Source organism: Mesorhizobium sp. M1006 (genome assembly GCF_040318825.1).
GTDB lineage: Bacteria > Pseudomonadota > Alphaproteobacteria > Rhizobiales > Rhizobiaceae > Mesorhizobium.
The window spans coordinates 15,059-36,387 of the sequence record NZ_JAMYMZ010000002.1 but is presented as its reverse complement, the minus strand read 5'-3'; the positions used below and the strand labels follow the sequence as shown (position 1 = coordinate 36,387).

General features: G+C 62.3%; 16 protein-coding genes. 1 reads left to right on the top strand and 15 read right to left on the bottom strand.

Annotated elements, in window-relative coordinates; translation table 11 throughout:
- Positions 1-2: 2 nt before the first annotated feature.
- The 6 genes from NKH60_RS01825 to NKH60_RS01800 form a co-directional block, all read right to left on the bottom strand.
- Positions 3-644, bottom strand: a complete 642-nt coding sequence (locus NKH60_RS01825) for a response regulator transcription factor (protein ID WP_352470618.1) — start codon at positions 642-644, stop codon at positions 3-5.
- Positions 641-3,478 (bottom strand): sensor histidine kinase, encoded by a 2,838-nt coding sequence (locus NKH60_RS01820; RefSeq protein ID WP_352612726.1) that lies wholly within the window; start codon positions 3,476-3,478, stop codon positions 641-643. Before NKH60_RS01820 ends, NKH60_RS01825 begins: the two co-directional genes overlap by 4 nt.
- A gap of 372 nt (positions 3,479-3,850) precedes the next feature.
- Complete coding sequence (locus NKH60_RS01815) at positions 3,851-6,979, bottom strand: PAS domain-containing protein (protein ID WP_352612455.1); 3,129 nt, start codon at positions 6,977-6,979, stop codon at positions 3,851-3,853.
- Positions 6,980-7,382: 403 nt separating this feature from the next.
- Complete coding sequence (locus NKH60_RS01810) at positions 7,383-8,963, bottom strand: MFS transporter (protein WP_352612454.1); 1,581 nt, start codon at positions 8,961-8,963, stop codon at positions 7,383-7,385.
- The gene (locus NKH60_RS01805) at positions 8,960-9,748 is read right to left on the bottom strand and encodes an HlyD family secretion protein (protein WP_502907729.1); all 789 of its coding nucleotides are present in this window, start codon (positions 9,746-9,748) and stop codon (positions 8,960-8,962) included. The genes NKH60_RS01810 and NKH60_RS01805 overlap by 4 nt, the downstream gene beginning before the upstream one ends.
- Positions 9,715-10,053 (bottom strand): HlyD family secretion protein, encoded by a 339-nt coding sequence (locus NKH60_RS01800; protein WP_352870957.1) that lies wholly within the window; start codon positions 10,051-10,053, stop codon positions 9,715-9,717. The genes NKH60_RS01805 and NKH60_RS01800 overlap by 34 nt, the downstream gene beginning before the upstream one ends.
- A gap of 418 nt (positions 10,054-10,471) precedes the next feature.
- Here NKH60_RS01800 and NKH60_RS01795 point away from each other — a divergent pair, with 418 nt between their 5' ends.
- On the top strand, positions 10,472-10,753 hold the full coding sequence (locus NKH60_RS01795; RefSeq protein WP_352870955.1) for a hypothetical protein: 282 nt from the start codon (positions 10,472-10,474) through the stop codon (positions 10,751-10,753).
- 137 nt (positions 10,754-10,890) lie between these two features.
- Here the strand turns inward: NKH60_RS01795 and NKH60_RS01790 are convergent, their stop codons facing one another.
- The 9 genes from NKH60_RS01790 to NKH60_RS01750 form a co-directional block, all read right to left on the bottom strand.
- Positions 10,891-11,949 carry an ABC transporter ATP-binding protein gene (locus NKH60_RS01790; protein WP_352612450.1) on the bottom strand — a complete coding sequence of 353 codons (1,059 nt, stop codon included), beginning with the start codon at positions 11,947-11,949 and terminating at the stop codon, positions 10,891-10,893.
- A 39-nt stretch (positions 11,950-11,988) separates the two neighbouring features.
- Positions 11,989-12,810, bottom strand: a complete 822-nt coding sequence (locus tag NKH60_RS01785) for a carbohydrate ABC transporter permease (protein WP_023674179.1) — start codon at positions 12,808-12,810, stop codon at positions 11,989-11,991.
- Positions 12,811-13,713, bottom strand: a complete 903-nt coding sequence (locus tag NKH60_RS01780) for a carbohydrate ABC transporter permease (protein WP_245274609.1) — start codon at positions 13,711-13,713, stop codon at positions 12,811-12,813. It abuts the gene before it with no gap.
- 35 nt (positions 13,714-13,748) lie between these two features.
- Positions 13,749-15,086 carry an extracellular solute-binding protein gene (locus tag NKH60_RS01775; protein ID WP_352470624.1) on the bottom strand — a complete coding sequence of 446 codons (1,338 nt, stop codon included), beginning with the start codon at positions 15,084-15,086 and terminating at the stop codon, positions 13,749-13,751.
- Between the two features lie 61 nt (positions 15,087-15,147).
- Positions 15,148-15,807, bottom strand: coding sequence for a GntR family transcriptional regulator (locus tag NKH60_RS01770; protein ID WP_352470625.1), 660 nt, complete (start codon positions 15,805-15,807; stop codon positions 15,148-15,150).
- 39 nt (positions 15,808-15,846) lie between these two features.
- Positions 15,847-16,731, bottom strand: coding sequence for a dihydrodipicolinate synthase family protein (locus NKH60_RS01765; protein WP_352612447.1), 885 nt, complete (start codon positions 16,729-16,731; stop codon positions 15,847-15,849).
- A gap of 204 nt (positions 16,732-16,935) precedes the next feature.
- Positions 16,936-18,732 (bottom strand): ABC transporter ATP-binding protein, encoded by a 1,797-nt coding sequence (locus NKH60_RS01760; RefSeq protein WP_352870951.1) that lies wholly within the window; start codon positions 18,730-18,732, stop codon positions 16,936-16,938.
- Complete coding sequence (locus NKH60_RS01755; RefSeq protein WP_352470628.1) at positions 18,729-19,673, bottom strand: acetamidase/formamidase family protein; 945 nt, start codon at positions 19,671-19,673, stop codon at positions 18,729-18,731. The genes NKH60_RS01760 and NKH60_RS01755 overlap by 4 nt, the downstream gene beginning before the upstream one ends.
- A complete protein-coding gene (locus tag NKH60_RS01750) occupies positions 19,663-21,306 on the bottom strand; it encodes an ABC transporter substrate-binding protein (RefSeq protein WP_352470629.1) in 1,644 nt (547 codons plus the stop codon). Before NKH60_RS01750 ends, NKH60_RS01755 begins: the two co-directional genes overlap by 11 nt.
- Positions 21,307-21,329: the final 23 nt, after the last annotated feature.

Below are 21,329 nucleotides of genomic sequence, written 5' to 3'. Positions count from 1 at the left end.
CCTCAGTTCCCCCCTGCCCGGCGCGAGTGCGTGATCGGTATTCCCAATCGCTCGGCGATGCGAACGAGGTCGGCGAGCGACGCCGCGACCATCTTCTGCATGACGTTCCTTCTATGAATTTCCAGCGTAACTTCGCTGATCCCCAGTTCAGCGGCCGCCTGCTTGTTGAGCAGACCGCTGACCACCAGCGGCAGCACCTCACGTTCGCGCGGCGTCAGCTCGAGATAACGTTGCTTCAACACGCCCAGCTCGGCGCGCTCCGATCGCTGTACCCGATCCTGGGCAATCGCCGCATGGATTGCGGCCATGAGGTCTGCATCGCTGAAGGGCTTAGTCAGGAAATCCACGGCGCCGTGCTTGATCGCACGCACCGAGGACGGGATATCGCCATGTCCCGTCAGGAAAACGATCGGTGGATGATCGCCCTCGGCAATCTGCCGCTGCAGATCGAGGCCGTTAATATCCGGCAACTCGATATCGAGGATGAGGCAGGCAGGGACGTCCGGCTTGTCAGCGCGGATATAATCGCCCGCCGATCCGAACGCTACGGCACACATGCCGTGTGCAGCCAGCAGCTCGCTGAGCGCCTCCCGAATGCGTTCATCGTCATCTACGATGAAGACAATTTGGCCGTCCGTCGTCATGACGCCGCTTTCGCTTCAATCGGCAACGTGAAGATAAACGTCGCTCCACGTGGTTCGTTCTTCTCGACCCATAAACGCCCGCTGTGCGACTCGATGATCGAACGGCAGATCGCTAGTCCCATGCCCATCCCTTGCTCTTTCGTGGTAAAGAACGGTTCGAATATCCGGTCGGGAAACTCGATGCCCCGGCCGCGATCTCTGACTTCGGTCTGGACAACATCCCCGATATGGCGCACGCGGATGCTGATAACTCCGTCATCCGCACCAGAGTCCATCGCCTCCATGCCGTTGCGGATGAGATTGACCAGAACCTGCTGGATTTGGACGCGATCGAACGCGACTAGCGGACTGTCGCGTCCGACATCAACGCTGGTGCGAACGCCCCGCCGCATCGCTTCCTCGGCCACGAGGTCGCGTGCCTCTGTGATGACACTGCTGAGCGTCGCATTGGTCCTCGTCTCGGTGGATTGCTTGAACAGCGCGCGGATGCGGCCGACGACGTCCGCCGCCGAATTGGCGTCCCGGATTATGCGCTCGGCCGTAATCTTCGCGCGTTCGACGTTCGGAGGGGCGGCGGACAGCCAACGGTGGCATGCATGGGAATTGGCGACGATCGCGGCCAGCGGCTGATTCACCTCGTGCGCGATCGAAGCGGAAAGCTCGGCGAGACTTGCAGCCTGAGTGGCTTGCGCGAGTTTGTCGGAGGCTTGTCGCAGCGCTTCCTGGGCGCGCACCTCTTCGTCGATGTCGAGGGAAACCCCGTACCATTGCACAACCGCCCCGTCTTCATCACGCCGCGGCTCCACCCTGCACTCCGCCCAGCGATAGCCATCTGTTTCGCGCCAGCGAAACCGCATCGCGGAACCGCCGCCTGTTTCGAAACAGCTCAGCAACGTGCGCAGCACCTCGGGAGCATCTTCGGGATGAACCAGTTCTTGCAGCAATTCCTCGATGCGCGGCTCTCCGAGTGTTTCGAAATTGGCGATGACGGCGCGGAAATGGTCCTGGTATCGCTTGTTGAAGTAGACCGGCCCGCCGGTCGGCACCGCGCTCCAAATGCGGACCGGCACAGCGTCGATCATCTGCTGAAGCTGCAATTCGCTCCGCCGCAGGGCCTCTTCGGCTTGCATCTGATCGTCTATGTCGTGACAGAGGCCGTACCACTGCGCGATCAGGCCAGCGTGATCGCGCATCGGCTCCGCCCGGCTCGACATCCAGTGATAGATGCCATCGGCGCGGCGCAAGCGATACCTCATGGAGAAGCGCTCACCGGTGGCGAGGCAGTGACTGAGCGTATCGCCGAATGCTGCTGCGTCGTCCGGATGGACGATGGCCGTTATCATCGCCGCCAGCCGGCTGATGCCCTGTTTGTCCAAATCCGTTACGTCAAGGCCGAGAAAGTCGACCATTCGCTTGTTGAAAAAGGTCGGCTCGCCGTCCGGCGTCAGGCGCCAAACGTGGCTCGGAACCATGTCGACAAGCTGTGAGAGCTCCCGCTCCCGGTCGCGCAATGCCTCCTGCGCGCGCACCTCATCGTCGATGTCGATGCTGGCCGTGTACCATTGCACGATCGTCCCACTCTGGTTCCGCAGCGGCTCGGCGCGGCCCTCCCTCCAGCGGTACACGCCGTCCGCGCGACGCAGGCGATACCTTATGGGATAGGGTTCGCCGGTGGCGAGCGAGCGGCTGAGCCATTCTCTCATCCTGGGTCCATCGTCGGGATGGACGGCTGCCGCGACCAAGGTCGCCAGGCGGCTCGTGCCCGGCTCGTCCCAGTCCGCGATGTCGTTGAGGCCGATATAGTCTGTCGTGCGCTTGCTGAAGAAGGTTGGTTCGCCGTTGGGCGCCATGCGGGCGATGTGAGCGGGGATCATTTCGACCAGCAACGAGAGTTCTCGCTCCCGCTCCCGCAAGGTCTCCACACTTTGGCGCAAAGTGAGCACCGCCGCCTGATGCTGCCTGGAAATGGCGGCCACGACGAGCGCCGAAAATGCAGAGATGGCCAGAAAAAGCTGCAGCATGATCTGGTTGTGCTTCTGGGACTCGGGATCGCCGGCAAATTGGCTGGCGCCGGATATCGTGAATACCGCCGTGATCAGAGCGAGGACGGTCAATGCTACGGCGGCGCCTCTGAACTCAAAACGCACCGCGGCCCAAAGAAGAGGCGGCATGATGATGTAGGCGAAGGGCAGATAGCCGCTCAAGGAAAGGGCGGCGATACCAAGAAAGATCAGCCCCAGGACGCAAGCTTCCATCCATCGCGCTGCCGAGAGCTGCGCTTTGCCGCGCCAGTTCTGGAACACGACCAGCGCCAGTGGCGCTACGATCAGGACTCCCGTCGCGTCTCCGATCCACCACAGCGGCCAAGCCGTCACAAAGGTTTGCGATTGTATGCCAAACCAAGCAAGCGCCGCACTTCCCACCGTTGCGCTTGCAACTGGCGCAATTCCAGCGGCCAGTACGACGAATGCGAGAACGTCCCGCAACGTTTCCAGCCGAACTGGGCGCTTGCAGGTCTGGTTCACAAGCCATGCGCCGGATACCGCTTCAAGAGCGTTGCCGGCAAAGATCAGGAAGGCTGCGGGCAGCGGAGTGTGGAACCACAAGAAGTTGCTGAACAGTTCTGCCACACAGGCCCCCAGCACCCACCACGGCCAGCTATACCTGGAGGCGAAGACAAGAGTAGCGATGAAAAGCCCGCTCGGAGGCCAAATGGAAATCCCTGTTCCAGGTATGATTGCGAGCGACTGGGCGAAGCCGCAGCCCAGGACATAGGCCGTAATAAAAAGCCCCAGATGCAGGAATTGGGGACGGTGCGACCAGACGCGCGACAACCTGCCTCTTCCAAGATCGCTGATCATGTTGCCGCGAATCAGGCCCGGTTCATTCGTCGCGAAAGGTCGGCCACTTCCCGGTCCGGATCGGTTCAAGTCATGCGCTAACGCGAGCGTTGCGCTGGAATCGGTCTCGCCAAGTGAGTTGGGCGCTATCGTCATCGGGTGCCCCTAACGGACAAACAAACTCTGGAGATTGTCGGCGCTTCGTGTAGCACTTGCTCTTGATAGCTGGACTGGGCTGACGGACTCACGTCGCCACCCTAATCCCGCCACGCCCCAACCGCACCTCATGGAAATCCATGCATTGCACGGGGCGGCGGCGCCCCTTCACCGAGAGCCAAAAACCAAGCGCTTACTGAGCGCCGCCAGTTATTGCGCAGCTTTCGCTTCAACCGGGAGGGTGAAGATGAATGTCGCCCCACGCGGCATGCTATTCTCCGCCCAAAGGCGTCCGCCGTGAGACTCGATGATCGAACGGGAGATCGCGAGCCCCATGCCCATTCCGTTCCCTTTCGTTGTAAAGAACGGCTCGAATATCTTGTTGGGACGTTCGATACCCGGGCCTCGGTCGCGGACCTCGGTCTGGATCGTGTCCTCTATCCGGCGCACGCGCATTGCAAGAACCTTGTCGCCCGCCGTGGTGTCCATCGCCTCCATGCCGTTGCGAATGAGGTTGACCAGGACCTGCTGGATCTGGACGCGATCGAACGCAACGAGCGGAAGGTTGCTTTCGACGTCGATGTCCATGCGAACGCGACGCCGCATGGCTTCCTCGGCCATAAGGTCACGTGCTTCGGCAACGACGCTGGGGATCGGCGTGCTGGTTCTCATTTCAAGCGAAGGTCTGAACAAGGCACGGATGCGGCTGACGACATCCGCCGCCGAGTTGGCATCGCGGATGATACGCTCGGCCGTGATCTTCGCGCGCTCGACGTTCGGGGGCTCGGCGGACAGCCAACGGTGGCATGCGTTGGAGTTGGCGACGATGGCGGCCAGCGGCTGGTTCACCTCATGAGCGATGGATGCGGAGAGTTCGGCAAGGCTCGCCGCCTGGCTCGCACGCGCAAGTCTCTCTTGTGCCAGCCGAAGCTCCTCTTGTGTCCGCACCTCATTTTCGATGTCGAGGCAGATAACGTTCCACTGCACTATGGCGCCTTCAGCGTTGCGCATCGGCGCGGCGCGCGTCTCGACCCAGCGATATTCACCATCGAAGCGCCGCAGACGGTGCCGTCGCGCATACGGCTCGCCTGTGGACAGACAATCGGCATATCTCTCTTTGACACCTGTCAGGTCGTCGGGATGAACACCGGCGTCGAGTGTGCCAGCCAGCCGGGACTTTCCCGCTTCGTCCAATTCCTCAAGATTGTATCCGAGGAATTCGCGGAGCTGCTGGCTGCGATATATCGGTTCGCCATCCGGCGCGGCGCAATCGATCATTGCCGGCAGCGTTTCAACGAGCTGCCAGAGAGCCCGTTCTCTCTCGCGCAGCGCCTCTTCGACGCGCAGCTGATCGTCGATGTCGTGCGTAAGGCCGTACCATTGGACGATGCGTCCACCCTGGTCCCGCAGCGGCTCCGCGCGGCCCTCCATCCAACGATAAACGCCATCGGCACGGCGCAGGCGATACTTCATGAAGAATCGCTCGCCGGTGGCAAAGCAGCTGTCGAGTGCTTCCCTCAGGCTGGCTGCATCGTCGGGATGGACGACGGTGGCAATGAAGGCCGCCAGCCGGCTCGTGTCCGGCTTTTCCGCGTCCGCTATGTCCAGGCCGAGAAAATCTATCAGGCGCTTGTTGAAGAAGCTCGGCTCACCGTTGGGAGACAGCCGCCAGAGGTAGCTCGGAACCATGTTGACGAGTTGCGAGAGCTCTCGTTCCCGGTCGTGCAACGCGGCTTGCGTGGTCACCAGGTCATGGATGTCGACGCTCACGCCGTACCATTGGAGAATGCTGCCATCTTCGTCGCGCAGCGGCTCGGCGCGAGTCTCGGTCCAGCGATAGCGGCCGTCGGCCCGCCTCTGGCGATATCTCTGAACGTAAGGCACGCCCGTTGCGAATGAATGGCGGATCGCCTGCCGTGCGGTGTCGATATCGTCTGGATGGATCACGCTCAGCGACGGCGAGCCGTCCGGGGCGGTGATGTCGTGGAGCGTGGCCCCGGTTACATCGGTGAACCGTTTGTTGACGTAGGAAGGCGTCCCTTCCCGTGTCGTACTCCAGATCAAAGCGGGCACGGTGTCGATCAGCTGCTGAAGGCGCCGCTCACTTTTGCGCAACGCCGCCTGCGCGCGCACCTCATCGTCGATGTCGAGAGAAACCCCGTACCACTGCACGACCGTTCCGTCGTCATCGCGTCGCGGCTCGACCCTGCACTCAGCCCAGCGATAGGTGCCGTCTTTTTCGCGCCAGCGAAACCGCATCGCGGAGCCGCCGCCAGTTTCGAAACACCTCAGCAACGTGCGCTGCACCTCGGGCGCATCTTCGGGATGAATCACCTCGTGCAGCAACGTTTCGATTCCCGGCTCGCCGAGCGCGTCAAAGTTCGCGATAACGGAGCGGAAATGGTCCTGGTATCGCTTGTTGAAGTAGACCGGCCCGCCGGTCGGCATCACACTCCAGATGCGGACCGGCACGGCGTCGATCATGTGCTGAAGTTGCTGCTCGCTCTGCCGCAACGCCGCTTCGGCGTGCATCTGATCGTCTATGTCGTGACAGAGGCCGTACCACTGGACGATGCGGCCAGCGCCATCGCCCATCGGCTCCGCCCGGCTCGACATCCAGCGATAGACGCCATCGGCACGGCGCAGGCGATAGCGCATGGCGAAGCTCGCACCGGTAGCGAAGCAACCACGAAGTGCATCGCCGAATGCTGCCGCGTCGTCCGGATGAACGGCGGCCTGTATCATCACCGCCAGCCGGCTCATGCCCGGTCGGTCCAGATCCGCTACATCGAGGCCGAGAAAGTCGACCATGCGCCCATTGAAGAAGATCGGCTCGCCGTCTGGATCGAGCCGCCAGATGTGACTCGGGACCATGTCCACGAACTGCGAAAGTTCCCGCTCCCGGTCACGCAATGCTGACTCGGCCCGTTTCTGGTCCTCAATGTCTATTGTCGTGCCGTACCATTGAACGATGCGCCCCTGACTATCGCGAAATGGTCGTCCTGAGCTTCGAAACCAGCGATAGACGCCATCGGCGCGCCGCAGGCGATGCTCGGTATCATAGGGATCGCCGGTTTCGAGGCAATGCCGCCATCTGGCGGCTACGGGATCATAATCGTCGGGATGGACGGCTCGACGCCAGCCGAAATCATCGTCGTCTTCGGAAGTGTTGAGATCCTCATGCATGTTGCCGAGGAACGTCAGCGTGTTTGGGCTGACATAGGTGAATCTTCCGGCGGCATCGGCTGCCCACGCGTGGCCGGGCATGCTCTCGATGATTTGCAGCGCTAGCGTTGCTTCGGGCTCGATTTCGTCAAGTGAGTTGGACGCTGCTGTCATTGGCTTCTCCTGTCGGACAAAAAAGCCTTGGGACGGTCAGCGCTTGATATAGCACTTGTTTTCAATATCTGGACAGGCGAACTCACCGCCTAAATCTAGTTCCGCCATGCCTCGGCTGCATCTCATGGAAATCCATGCATTGCGCGGAGTTATCGCGCTGCGGGGGCCCCAACGATGGCCTCGCGCGAGGAGCGACGCGGATCGATGCATCAACACCTACCACTGGGAATACGAGCCGGACAGGTAAGACGCTCGGCTGCCTCTTCGTCGGCTGCAGAGTGAAACCGGAAAAACCTCTGCATTCGTCATCCCTGTCTCGTCCGGTTAACACGGCTCATGAGATAATCTGGAAGCCTCTCCCGACCAATACATCTGTTCCAAAGTACAGGGCGTGGACGCGGTTTTAGTTCTGCGGAGCGGCTTGGCGGCCGAGCAATTGTTTGGCGACAATGAGACAGGGCGCAGCGACCGCGAACAGCAGGACGAGCGCGAAGAAAGCTTCGTCGAACGAGATCGTGGCGACCTGCTTCTCAAGCGCGCGCTGCAGCAGCGGCAGGGCGGCCTTTGTCGCCGCAGTGCTGTCGACACTGTTCGCCAGAGCGTTCGCAGTTGCTCTCAAGCGCTGGTCTACGGCTGGATCGCCATTGACGAGGTGGGACGCCAGTATCGTCCGGTTGTGGACATTCTGGTGATCAATATACGTTTGCAAGAGGGCTGTGCCGGTCAGACCGCCCACCTGCTTGCCGAAGTTGAACAGCCCGATGCCAAACGGCAACGCATTGGCGGCAAGGCCCTGCAGCGTAACCAGCGTCAGTGCCACGAACAGAAGGCCGAGGCCGAATCCTCGCAGCAGCAGAGCAAGGGTCAGGTCCGGTGATCCGCTACCGCTCGTCGAAGCGGACAGCAGCCACATGGCACCTGCGAAGAGCAGAATGCCAAATGGCGCAAGCGTGATCGGGCGCATCCCGGTCCTTTGGATGACGAAGCCGGACAACAGAAGTCCAAGCGCGAGCATGGCTCCGCTGGGCAGCAGAAGCACTCCTGCGCCCGTCGCGGTAAAATCGAGCACGTTGAGGGCAAAAGCCGGAATAAGATAGGCGCTGCCTGAAAGGGCAGAGCCGGCGACGAAGCTGACGAGAAGGCCAAAGCGAAAGTCCGGATTGCCAAGGGGCGAGATGGCCAGCAGTGAGCCTTCTGAACGAAAGCGGGTCTCCCAGACGGCCAGGAGGCCGGCAGCCGTCATACCGGTTGCGGCAAGGAAGGTGATGTCGGTGTCGTCGAACCAGTTGAACCTGCTGCCTTGCAGCAGGACGTAGGTCAAAAGCGCGGCGCTGATGCCGAGCAACAATATCCTGACGGCAGGAAACCTGGTTTTCCGCCAAAAGGTCCGATCGCCGTCCGCCGCCAACAGGACAAGGGAGACGATGCCGAGCGGAATGATGCTCAGGAATATCCACTCCCAGGTCAGATGGTCGACAAGCCAGCCCTGCAGGGCCGGCGTGACGGTCGTCGGAGCCATGACGGCGCCTACGGCAAAAACCGCCTGAACGACCGGCTGATGCCGGTGCGGTAACCGAAAGAACAGCAGTGTCTGGCTGGCGACGAGAACTGTGCCGCCAGCCAGCCCTTGGACAATGCGGCAGATGCAAATCCAGGTGAGGTCCACCGACAACGTCAAGGCCGCGGATGCCAGCAGAAGGGTGACAACCGCCGCGCGCAGGCAGGCGGTCGGCCTGGCTGCCGTCACAAGTAGCGGAGCGACAAGGAACGCCGTCAGCTTGGCGGCGATGAAAACAACGTCGATCATCGCCAGTTCGTCCAACGTTGCGTAGGTGTCGCCGAGCATGTCGATCCGGCCGATGGACAGTGCAGTGGATGCGACCGCGTCCATGAAGGCGGCCAGCACGACGCCGGTTGCTATCAAGCAAGCGCGCAATGTACCGGGATGGCGCTGCACAGCCGCCGTTTCGGCGAGGTGCATCATTGTGCTGAGCGCCCGTCCGCAATCCCGCCTGTCTGCATTTCCTGCGCTACAGCCGGAGCATCCCTGGTGCCGACGGTGATGGCAACACGAGCCGAGAGTCCCGGAACCAGGCGGCCGGGCAACGGATTGCGCGTCATCCTGATCTTGACCGGCACACGTTGGACGACGCGGATGAAGTTTCCGGTGGCGTTGTCCGGCGGCAGCAGGCTGAATGCCGCGCCGCTACCGGGAGCGAAGCTGTCGACAAGGCCGTCGATTTGCAGATCTGGATATTCATCAACCATGACGCGGACCCGTTGGCCGATCTCAACCTGCTTCAGCTGTGTTTCCTTGAAGTTGGCAACGATCCAGACATCGTTAACCGGAACGATGTCCAAGGCTGCTGTCCCTGGCGTGACATAGCGGCCGACACGGATCTGGCGATTACCGACGATGCCGCCGACCGGGGCCCTCACGACGGTGTTGGCCAGGTCGAGCATTGCCAGGTCGAGCGCTGCCTGTGCCTGGGACAGGGCTGCCTGCGCACCGGACAACTGTGCATCCAGGACACCGAGCTTCAATTTTTGAGCCAGCAGATTGGCCTCTGCACCGTCCAGCGATGCCTTTGCCTTGTCATGGCCGGCCTGCGCATCCTGCAGCTTCTGATCGCTTGCGGTCCCGTTCTTCTGCAGCGTGACGTAGCGGTTCAGGTTGGCTCGGGCGAATTGCAGGTCGGCTGCGGCAGATTGCTTCTGCGCCTCAGCCTGCGCGATCAATGCGTCCTGCAGTTCACGGGTCGCCTTGATGTTGGCGATTTCCGCCTGCCGGGCGGCGACGTTGGCTTTCGCCTGCTCTGCCTTGGCTTGTAGTCGCTGTCGTCGATGCGAAACAGGACAGCACCCTTTGACACACTGGCATTGTCGTCTATGTCGACTTCGACGACGTAACCGGCGAGCTTCGGCGCGATGCTGGTAATGTCTCCGCGGAGATAGGCGTTATCGGTCGTTTCCTCGAACCGGCCCCGCGTGAACCATTGCCAGCTCCAAATAGCTGCCATTGGAATCACCATGAGGGCGACGATAGCGATTGCGATCTTGCGGGCTCGGCTCATGATTGCCTCGACACCCGGTCGATGCGCTCGCTATCGAAGGAGGTATCCGCCTCCCGAAGAGCGAGATGTTCGGCAAGGCTGCAAACGCACGGTGCGCAGTACAGGTTCACGAGAACGTCTCCGTCGAGCTGCGGCTCTGCAGCAAAGCAGAACTGCAGAACGATCGCGGATTTCACGCCTCGCCGCTATCACGCGGACGAACATCCCATCTGCCCTGATCGGTAGTTCGTACTGAACCTCAGCACAGGTCGTATTGTCGGTCAGCCGGATTCAGGCGCGCGAACATCCGGCGCGGATCTCCGTAGTGCCGAAGACCGCCCACGAGAAAATTCACTTTGAAGCGTTTCCGGATCATCCTGTGGCAGCAATGATCGCAGAGAGCGCCCTCGCGGCGCGCGCGCCATGCTGGAAACTCTGCATGTTTGCCGAGGGCAGCCGCTACCAGGAGCAACTCTGCGCTGTCGGCGGCGACGGAAAGATCGAATGTCTGGTTCCCGGACCAGGCCGTTTCTGGCCGACCCAGCTTGGCCCTGCGCCAGTGCCCCAGTTGATCGTCAGTCCGCGCAATCCGCCTGGACCACGCCTGCTGGAGATTCCCGTCGACCCCCGGCTGATCGAGGCAGGCGACCCTAGCGGTTCGACTATTTCGAGCACGCCCGCTTCACCGCTGCGGTGCGCGAACAAGGCAAAGTGGAAGTGACCTTGCAAGACGGCTGGTGGGCCGTCGTCATGGGTCTCGGCGCCCAGAGATCGGCCAGCGAAGGCCGCGCCATCGAACTCGCCGGTGAATTCGCGTTGCCGACCTAAGGCCGACCACGCATTCACCAGACCATTGGGTCAGATGCGCCGACCGGTTGCTGCGTCGAACAGATGCGCACATGCGCGGTCGATCTCGATCCCCACCCCTTCGCCCTGCCTGAGCGCAAGCCTTTCTCGGAAAAGGCAGGAAATTTCTTCACCGGAGCAGTCGACCCTGGCGAAGATTTCCGAGCCTGTCGCCTCGAGAAGCGTGATCGTACCCGGCACGCCTTGCCCCGTCGCCCGGATATGTTCCGGTCGAATGCCGTAGACGAGTTCGCGTCCTGCGGCATCCGCGGGCTGGGCGCCTTCCGGCAACGGCAGGACCAACCCGCCGGCGCTGCGGAACACGCCCTCCTCGATGCGGCCGGCAATGAAGTTCATGGCGGGCGAGCCGATGAAACCGGCAACGAAGAGGTTGGCCGGATGGTCGTAGAGGTCCAGCGGCGCGCCGATCTGCTCGACCAGGCCGTCATGCAGCACGACGATCTTGTCGGCCATCGTCATGGCCTCGATCTGGTCGTGCGTGACATAGATCGTCGTGGTACCCAGCCGCTGGTGCAGGGCCTTGATCTCGCCGCGCATCTGGACGCGCAACTTGGCGTCGAGGTTGGAGAGCGGCTCGTCGAACAGAAAGACCTGCGGGTCACGTACGATCGCGCGGCCCATGGCGACGCGCTGGCGCTGGCCGCCCGAAAGCTGGCGCGGATAGCGGTCAAGCAGCTTTTCCAGGCCGAGGATGCCGGCTGCCTTCCGGACCCGGCCAGCGGTGTCGGCCGGGTCGGCTTTCTTGATCTTGAGGGCAAAGCCCATGTTGTCGGCAACGGTCATATGCGGATAGAGCGCATAATTCTGGAACACCATGGCGATGTTCCGGTCCCGCGCGCGCAGATTGTTGACCATACGTTCGCCGATGGCGATCTTTCCGCCGGAGATCGTTTCAAGGCCCGCGATCATGCGCAGCAGCGTCGATTTTCCGCATCCCGACGGGCCGACCAGGATGACGAATTCGCCGTCGGCGATGTCGACGCTGACGTCGTGAATGATCTTGGTGGCCCCGAAGGCCTTCTGCACGTTGCTGATTGTTACCGATGCCATTGGATCTTTCCTGGAAAAGAGTGATGTCAGGACGCGCCCTCAGCCGCCCTTGACGGCGCCGGCGGTCAGCCCCGCGACGATCTGCCTTTGCGCGAACATGGTCAGGATCAGCACCGGCAACGTCACCACCAGCGCCGCCGCGGCGAGCGGCCCCCAGCTCACCTGCTCGTAGGACAGCATGTTGTAGACGGCGACCGGCAGTGTGCGCGTCTCACGGCTGGCGAGCACGACGCCGAAGACGAAATTGTTCCACGAGAAGATCACGGACAGGATGAAGGCGACGACGATGCCCGGCTTGGCGATGGGCAGGGCAACCAGCCGGAAAACCTGCCAGGAGCTGGCGCCGTCGATGTTGGCCGCCTCTTCCAGTTCCATCGGCGTGGTCTCGAAATAACCGATCATCACCCACACCACGATCGGCACCGTCACCACCAGATGGATGATGATCTGCGGCCACAGCGTGCCGAGTATCCCGATCCATTGGAACAGCAGAAACAGCGGGATGAGATAGGATAGCCCAGGTGTCATGCGGGCGATCATGATGACGACCGCCGATCGTTCAGCCTTGAGCCGTGCGATGCCATAGCCGGCCGGTACGCCGATCAGCAGCGCCAGCAAGGTCGCCGTACCGGTCACCAGAACCGAATTCCAGAGATAGAGCAGGAAATTGTTCTCCTCGAACACCTTTACATAGTTCGACCAGGCGAAGCGTTCGGGGATCAGGATCGGCGGATAGGCACCGTTGTCGATCTCGAATTTCAGCGACAGCGAGATCATCCAGAGGAAGAACAGGATCGCCGGCGAGACGAAAACCAGGGCAGCGAAAAACAGACCGATCTGGTTGAGCAGCCGTGAACTCATCTATTTGCCCTCCGTATCGATCCACTGCGAGCGTTGGCGCAGCATCAGCAGGACAAACGACAGGGCCACGATGACAATGAAGAACACCACGGCCATGGCCGAGCCGTAGCCGATATCGTAGTAGGAGAAGGCGGTGTTGTAGAGATAGATGTTGATGGTCTCCGACGCCGTACCCGGCCCGCCCTGGGTCATCGCGTAGATGATGTCGAAACTCTTCAGCGCATCGATGGTGCGGATGATGACCGCGATCATCAGGAACGGCGCGATCATCGGCAGAGTGAGATAGCGGAATTGCTGCCAGGCATTGGCGCCGTCGATCTCGGCGCTTTCGAAGGGCTCGCGCGGCACCGAGGCCAGCCCGCCAAGCACGATCAGCATGACGAGCGGCGTCCACTGCCAGGTCTCGACCGCAACCAGCGACGGGATGACCGTGTTGGCGTTGAATATCCATTCCTGGGCCGGGATGCCGACCAGCGACAGCAGGTAGTTGAGCACGCCAAGCTGAGGATGGAACATCATTGTCCAAACCAGTGCGACGGCAACGGGTGTCGCCATCATCGGCATGACGAAGACGCCGCGCAGCAAGCCGCGCAGCGGAAACCTGGCATCGAAGATCAGGGCGGCCAGGGTGCCCAGCAGCATCGGCGCTGCAACCGAGAGGAAGGTGTAGGTCAACGTATGAACAAGGGATTCCCAGAAACGTGGGTCGCTGGCCAGGCGGAGATAGTTTTCCATCCCGGCAAAACTCCGCGACTGGCCGAGCGTCCAGCGATTGACGCTCATCCACAGGGTGAAAGCCCAGGGGAAAACGATGACGGCGCCGACGACGACGAGTGCGGGGACGACGAATGGCCAGTAGTTGGGAGCCAGCCGGATCGTCTGGCTCCCGTCGATAACCGGCATCGTCACCCCGGTCTGTTCTGGGGTGGTGGCCGACATCAGCCCTGCTCGCTCCTGTCGAGAACCGGCTGGAACTGTTCGGTGGCCTTCTTCAGCTCCGCGGCGGGATCGGCGCCGGCAATCATGTTGGTCAGCGCCACGCCATAGATGTCGCGGAATTCCGTGACCGGGATGATGACCGGCAGTGCCAGCCGACTGATATTGCCCGAGCCGACCACGGCATCAAGCCAGCTTGCCGGCATGGTGACGCCTTCACGCACCTTGGGATCCTCCAGCACGGATTTGCGGAACGGAACACCGGCGCCGGCCTGCAACAGCCGCGCGCCCATGGTTGGCGATACCGCCCACTGGCAGAACAGATAGGCAGCCTCCTTCTTCTCGCTGGCGGCGGTAACGCCAATCCCGTCGCCGAAGGTGCCCGAGGCATGCGCCTTGGGACCCTTGGGCATCACGCCGTAACCGACCTTGCCGACCACCCTCGATTTTTCCGGATTTTCCATCGGCGGGGCAAAACCCACGCCGTCGAGCCACATGCCGATCTTGCCCTGCAGGAAGGCCGACTGTGCTTCGGCCCAGTTGAACCCGGTAACGCCCGGAGGGGCGGACTTGGTCATTAATCTTTGATAGAGCGCGGCAGCCTCGATCGCCTCGGGAGCCTCGGTGCGCAGCTTGCCCTTGTCATCTAGCGGCGTCATGTCGTAGCCGAGCATCAGCGACGTCCACACCGGCGTGTTTGCGTTCTTGAGCCCGCGGGCGACGAAGCCGTATGTATTGGTCGAGTGGTCGGTCAGCGCTTCGGCGGCTGCCACAAGTTGCTCGAAGGTCTCTGGGTATTTGAGGGCCTTGGCCTCGAACAGCTCCTTGTTCCAATACAGGATCCAGTAGTCCACCGAGAACGGTAGCGAGCGCAGCACGCCCTGGCCGTCCTTGGCAAACAGCATGCCGGCTTCGGCGAAGTCGCTTTCGACCAGCGCCGGGTCGGTGAGCGACGGATCGGCGAGATAGCCGGCGATGTCGGCCAGCCAGCCACCCTTCTCGAACTGGCGCTTCTGCACGTGGTAGCTCAGATGCACGACGTCGAAGCTCGGCTTGCCCGAGCTCAACTCGATCACCGTCTTCTGGCGCTGCTGCTGCTCGGGCGTTGCCTCGGCATTGACCTTGATGCCGGTCAGTTCCTCGAACTCGGCGAGATATTTCAGGATGGTGTCGCTGCGCGGGCTTTTCACCAGATTGACGTCAAGCGTCGTCCCGGCAAAGCGTTTCCAGTCAACGCCTGCGGCAAAGCCGGGGCGAAGCCCCACAAGGCCGGCAGCGGTTAGCGCCGCGGTTCCGGCAAGGAGTTGCCTCCTGGTTGGGTTGAACAGATTGGACGACATTTCTTCCTCCCGGTTGCTGTCGTTGTGGATGCGCCGCAAACCGCGGCGCGGCTATATTTCCTCAGATCTGGAGCGCCAGCCGGCGCGCATTGTCGATATGCAGACTGATCGCTTCAACCGCTCTTTGCGGATTGCGGCTCTCCATGGCTTCGATGACCGCCAAATGTTCGCGCATCACCGGCACCACACGACCGTCGATGCGGAAACGCTCCTGGTGGATCAGCCGGATTTTCACCGAGTTGACCAGATAGGCCTTGGCGATAATCTCGTTGCCGAGCGCATTGATGAAGGTGTCGTGCATCGCCCAGTCGATGTTCTGGGCCTTGGCTTCCATTTCCGGCGTCGGTGCCTGCCCGAGAGCTTGGGCCAGCATCTCTTCATGTTCGCGCCGCATGCGGGCAAGTTCGGCATCAGAAGCGCTGGTCGTGAATAGCGCCACTGCCTCGCGTTCCATGAACAACCGAAACTGAAACGCCTCGCGGATCAGATTGATATCGATATGCGCGATCTGCATGCCGCGCTGCGGGATGGTGGTCAGCAGTCCCTCGGCCTCGAGACGCGGGACGATCTCGCGAATGGCACCCAGCGGCAGCCCGGTGAAAGCGACCAGTTCGCGCTGTGACACGAACTGCCCCGGCCGCAGATCGCGGGCCAGCAAATGCCGCGTGAAGCTGGCATAGGCCTTCTCCCGGAGAGTGATCGGTTCGCTGCCGTCTTCCACTTCAGCTCGCTTCCTTGTCGGTCAGCCCGGCCTTGTCGGTCAGGCTGCCTCTGTCGCAAACAGCCTGTCGAAGGCAGCGGCAAGCTGCCGCTGTCCCTGCGGATCGATCGGCTCCAGGGGCGGGCGGACCGCCAGCCAGCGCTCGTCGCCGGTCTTGCGCGCGACCATGACCTTCACCGCCGGCGTGACCGGGTATTTGAGCAATTCGAGCACGAAGTCTTCGACGCGTGGGTCGTCGCCCCCGTTTTCGACCATTGCCCGGATTTCGCCGGTAACAAAATTAGCCATGCCGGAAATCGCGCCCTGTCCGCCGCGGCGCACGCTTCTCGCGAGATGCCGTTCGTCGCCGATGAGGATCACCAGATCGCCGTGCGCCTCAAGCAGCGCCTCACTGTAGCTCCAGTCCCCGCCGGAATCCTTCACCCCGGCCACCACAGCGGGAAAGGCGGCGCGCAGCCGGCCGATCAGCCCAAGCGGGAGCGGCACCATGGTGACTGAGGGGATGTTATAGAGCAGCACGTCGCGCGCCAGCGGACCGAGTGCGGCGAAGACGGCGGAAAACCATCCGAACAGCCCGTCCTCGCCGACATTCTTGAAGTAGCTCGGCGGAGCGAGCAGAATGTTGCGAACGCCGCGCTGCAAAGCGTGCCGGGCCTGATCGGCGGCATCTTCGGCTGCATCGACCAGCACTGCGGCGACGAGCTGATGTGGCGGAATACCGGCCGCCAGCATGGCCTCGGTGACGATCCGTCGCTCGTCGGTGCCGACCGAGGCTCCTTCGCCGGTGGTGCCGAACAGCGTCGCGCTGCTGCAGCCGGCGCCAAGGCAGGCTCGGGCATGCGCGATCATCGGCGCGAGCGCTATCTGCCCCGACGGGTCGAAGGGTGTGGTCAGGGCAACCGAAAGACCAAAGCGGGAAGCCAATACGATCTCCGTTGAAATCAATGTGGATGTAGCGTTAGCACGCTAACATGTCAGGTGTAAACGGGTGATGTTGCCAACTCGGCATCGCCGAACGGCGCTGCCGCGGCAGCGCCATCGCCGATCATTTTCCTCCGCTCGAACATCACATATGCAGCTGTCCCCGAGCCTCTGCGGGATTGGCTGCACGAGGCAGCCTAAGCTCGATCAAGTGGCGACGAGGTGGCCGTCGCCAACATCTTCGAGCTTGAGTTTCCGGGGCTCGTCACCGATGCGCCGCACAGCGCTTGGAATTTCGCTGTCCAAACGGGCGAACCGGGCGCGGCGCCGGCCTGGATCGGGAACCGGAACGGCTTCGATCAGCCGCTTTGTGTAAGGATGGCGCGGGTTGGAGAAGATCTGGTCGCGGGTGCCCATCTCGACGATCTGCCCCAGATACATTACCGCCACGCGATCGGAGATGTTCTCGACCACCGCCATGTCGTGCGAGATGAAGAGATATGCGACGCCGAATTCGCGCTGCAGCTCCTTCAGCAATCTTAACACGCGCGCCTGCACCGACACGTCGAGAGCAGAGACGCTCTCGTCGGCAATGATCAGCTTTGGTCGCAGCGCCAGCGCCCGCGCAATGCAGATTCGCTGGCGCTGCCCGCCGGAGAATTCGTGGGGATAGCGCTCCATCTGGTCAGCCGAGAGGCCGACGCGTTCGAACAGGGCGGCGATCTGGGCATGCCGTTGCTCTCTGTCGCCGAGGCCGTGGATCAGCAGAGGCTCGGCGACGAGATCGCCGACCCGCATGCGCGGATCGAGGGACGCGAAGGGATCCTGAAAGATCATCTGCACATTGCGGCGGACAGCCTTGCGCTCCTTGCGGCTGAGCGCCGACAAGTCCTGGCCGCCGATTAAAATGCTGCCGGTGTAGGGCACCAGCCCGGCGATCGCCTTGGCCGTCGTCGACTTGCCGCAGCCCGATTCGCCGACCAGCGACAGGGTTTCGTGCGGCGCGATCGAGAAACTGACGCCTTCGACCGCGTGCACCCTGCGGTCAACGCGGCTGAAGAAGCCGCCGTGCAGGTCGAAGCGGACGTGAAGATCGCTGACAGATACAAGCTCGGCCGGCATGTTGGCGGCGTCTTGTCGTTCTTCGACGGTCCGTCCGCCGCCAATGCGCGGCACGGCGGCCAGAAGCTCGCGTGTATAGTCGGCCTGCGGGCGATTGAAGATGTCAGCCGCGCTGCCCTGCTCGACCATCCGTCCGTCACGCATGATGATGACGCGGTCCGCCATCTCGGCGACGACGCCCATGTCGTGCGTGATCAGGATAACACTGGTGCCGTGCTCGCGCTGCAGGTCGCGCAGCAGTTCCAGCACCTCACCCTGAACCGTGACATCGAGGGCGGTCGTCGGCTCATCGGCGATCAGCACGTCCGGGTTCAGGGCCAGAGCCATGGCAATCATCACGCGCTGGCGCATGCCGCCTGAGAGTTCGTGCGGATAGTGCTCGAGCCGCCGTTCGGCATCCGGAATTCGGACTGCCTTCAGCGCCTCGAGCGCCCTCAGCCGCGAGTTGGAGCGCGACATCGAGGTGTGTGCATCGATCGCCTCCGTGAGCTGACGGCCGATGGACAGCACCGGATTGAGCGATGTCATCGGTTCCTGAAAGATCATGGCAATACGGTCGCCGCGGATGCGGCGCATGCCGCTCTCGCTGAGAGCCGCGAGGTCCTGATCGCCGAGCCGGATGGAGCCTGATCCGATGCGTGCCGCCGGCTGCGGCAGCAAGCCCATGATGGCCAGCGCCGTCATCGACTTGCCGGAACCGGACTCGCCGGCGATGCAAAGCGTTTCGCCGCGCGTCAGGCCGAATGTCAGGTCGGAAACGACGTCGCGCTCGCCCTCCTCGCCGCGCACGGCGACGCTCAGGCCTGAGACGCTGAGTACCGGCCTGAGAGAGCCACTCTCCGCGGCGGCCTGCCTGGATCGTTTGATGTCCTCCACCTTCATTCAAAGACGCAGCGGGGGAAGTAGAACGAAACCACCCAGTTGGGCATGTCGACGATCTCGCTGATGCGCAGGTCACCGCAAACCGAGACGAGCATATAGGCATCTACCGGATCCATGCCGTAGCGGCCGGAGAGCAGGTCGATCATCTGGGAAACGGCACTCCTGGCGCCGTCCATCAGATCCGGCCCGATACCGGTTGTCACCTCGTAGCCCTTGGCGTCGAGATGCCGCGACACCGGACCGGGCGTTGTGAAACGCGGCGTCCGCAGCCGGGCATCCTTGACCAGATCGAGCGTCAGCACGGCGTTCATGGGGCTCTCGATCGCCGTGCCGCAGACCTCGCCATCGCCTTGCGCGGCGTGCGTGTCGCCGACCGAGAACAACGCGCCCGCGACCTCTACGGGCAGGTAGAGCACCGTGCCGGCGGCGAGATCGCGGATATCCAGGTTGCCGCCCACGCGCCGCGGCGGAACCACCGAATGCAGACCCGGCTCAGCCGGGGCATTGCCGATGGTGCCGGCGAAGGGCTTGAGCGGCACCCGGCCGCTCTTGCCGAACAGCGCCGGTTCGAGCGAGGCGGCGTCGTACTTCCAGATATTCAGTGCCGGTTGGGAGAAGTCATTCGCCAGCAGACCGAATCCCGGGATGTTCGCCGTCCAACCGAAGCCTGATGGCTTGAACGCCTCGATGGTGATTTTCAGGGCATCGCCCGGTTCTGCCCCGTCGACATAGATTGGCCCAGTGACCGGGTTCACCTTGGCAAAGTCGAGCAAAGCAACGTCGTCGATGGTGCTCTCCATCGTCAGCTGCCCGCCGGACGAGTCCAAGCACTGGAACTCGATCGTCGCCCCTGGCGCCACCCGTTCGGCCGGGACAAAGGAATTGTCCCAGCCGAAATGATGGTGGCGCCCGTGGATGGTGTAGTCGCAGTTATTGCACATCGGTCACATACACATTGTCGTAGTTGATCGGGATGTGGACCGGGTCGACATAGAGGTTGTCGGCGCCACCCATGCGGGTTGATTTCATGGTGAAACGCTGCTCGTTGAAGACCGGTGCCCAGGGCGCGTCTTCCATGATCTTGCCGTAGATCTCGCTCCACATCTTGGCGCGTTCGCCAGCCCTGGCCGGGTCGACGATGGAGTCGGCTTCGGCCGCCTTGGCGTCGAGCGCCTTGTTGCAATACCACGACCAGTTCCAGCCGCCCGGGACGGCACCAGCACAGCCGAGGATCGGGCCGTAGAAGTTCGACGGATCGGGGAAGTCGGCGATCCAGGCCATGCCGCCGGACCAGATCATCGGCGCACCGGCCTTGTCGCCGCCGGCGGCGATGACGTTGGCCTGCGCGAGCGACTGGATGCTGGCCTTGATGCCGACCGCCGCCAGATCCTGCTGAATGGCCTGCGCGATGCGCGGGTTGGGATCGGTGTTCATGGCAAACAGCTGCGTGTCAAATCCGTCGGGATGCCCGGCCTCGGCAAGCAAGGCCTTGGCCTTGGCCACGTCATAGGGATAGCCCTTGAATTCCTTGTCATAGCCAGGCATCGACGGCGGCAACGGCTGATTGGCCGGCACCGCACGGTTGTTGATCAGCTGGACGATGCGGTCCTTGTTGATCGCCATGTTGACCGCCTGCCGCACCTTCACGTTGTCGAAGGGCGCCATGGTGGTATTCATGGTGATATAGCCGGTGTGTAACTGGCCGCCCTCGACAACACGGGCCTTCTGCTCGGGATCGGCCATCACCTCCTGGAATTTCGCCGGCGGAATGCCGTCGCCGGGAACGTCGATCTCGCCTTTCTGGAGCCGCAGCAGCGCCACGATCGGCTCCTGGCCGATCTCAAAGGTGATCTTGTCGAGATGCGGCAGACCCTCGTGCCAGTAATCCGGGTTGCGCTCGAATACGACGCGCTGGCCGAGCGTCCATTCGGCGAGCTTGAAGGCGCCGGTTCCGACCGGATGTTTGCCGAAGTCTGCGCCGTATTTTTCGACTTCTTCCTTCGGCACCACATGCGAGAAGTTGATCGCCATGACATGCAGGAAGGTGGCGTCGGGCCGGGTCAGCTCGAACTTGATCGTGTAGGGATCGACGACGGTTATGCCCGCCAGGCTCTCCGCCTTGCCGGCAGCGACGTTGTCATAGCCTTTGATCGAGCCGAAGAAACCGGCACCCGGGCTCTGTGTCTTTGGATTGGTGACCCGGTCGAGCGAATATTTCACGTCGTCGGCGGTCATCTCGCGGCCATTGTGGAACTTCACTCCGTGGCGCAGCTTGAAGGTGAAGGTCTTGCCGTCGGGCGCAATCTCGTAGCTCTCGGCAAGGTCGGGCCGCAGGTTGGTGGTGCCCGGCTCGTAGTCCATCAGCCCGTCGAACAGGCTCTTGATCATCGACCAGTTCTGCCAGTCATAGCCGATGGCCGGATCGAGCGTGGCGACGTCGTCCTTGTAGGTGATGGTGATCGCGCCGCCCTGCTTGGCATTCGGATCGACGGCGTCTTCGGCACGTACGCTTGTCATGCCAAGCACCAGCGCAAGCGCCGATGCCGCCACGGTCGATATTAGATATTTTCTCATGTCATGTTCCCTTTCTCTGGTTT